At 54.3% G+C, this 667-nt stretch carries 2 protein-coding genes; both read left to right on the top strand.

The window, feature by feature from the left end; genetic code table 11:
* Positions 1–4: 4 nt before the first annotated feature.
* Positions 5–79: a 2OG-Fe(II) oxygenase gene (locus RMZ43_RS36000; protein WP_428851028.1), complete on the top strand. Its 75-nt coding sequence runs from the start codon at positions 5–7 to the stop codon at positions 77–79.
* Positions 80–170: 91 nt separating this feature from the next.
* Positions 171–667: aldo/keto reductase (locus RMZ43_RS35995; protein ID WP_428851027.1), on the top strand; the 497-nt coding region annotated here is incomplete at its 3' end.

The raw sequence follows: 667 nt of genomic DNA, 5'->3' as shown, positions 1-667 counted from the left end.
AAATCTGCGTCATGGGGTCAGCAAGCTGCATAGTGGCCGGCGACACACATTGGGCATCATCTTTCACGACGCGAAATAGCCTTGGGGAAAATCGACCGCAAAAAACGGAGTGACGCCAACACGAAGCGATATCAATAATGCATGGACATCTATCAACAATGACATGAGTTATGCATACAAATACACCCAACGCATCAGCATCAGGGCAATTCTCAATCGGCGATATCCCAGTCAACCGTCTTGGCTATGGTGCCATGCGGATTGTCGGCAACGGCATTTGGGGACAGCCTCAGGATAAGGCCGAGGCGATACGTACGCTGCGTCGGTTGCCTGAGATCGGTGTCAATTTCATTGACACCGCCGATAGCTACGGCCCCGATGTCAGCGAAGAACTCATCCGTGAGGCGTTGTATCCCTATGATGGTCTGCTGATCGCGACAAAAGGGGGGTTCGTGCGTCACGGCGAGAACAAATGGGCGCCGGTGGGACGTCCTGAATATTTGCGACACGCGGTGCTGTTGAGCCTCCGCAGGTTGAACGTCGAGCGCATTGATCTGTGGCAATTGCACCGCATCGACCCGAAAGTTCCGCAGGATGAACAGTTCGGCGTGATCGCGGAAATGCAGAAGGAAGGGCTGATTCGACACGTCGGTTTGAGCGAGGTCGG

Source organism: Nostoc sp. CmiVER01 (assembly GCF_034531135.2).
In the GTDB taxonomy this organism is placed as follows: domain Bacteria; phylum Cyanobacteriota; class Cyanobacteriia; order Cyanobacteriales; family Nostocaceae; genus Nostoc.
Note: the sequence above shows the minus strand (reverse complement) of the source record. Positions and strands in the feature narration are given on the sequence as shown.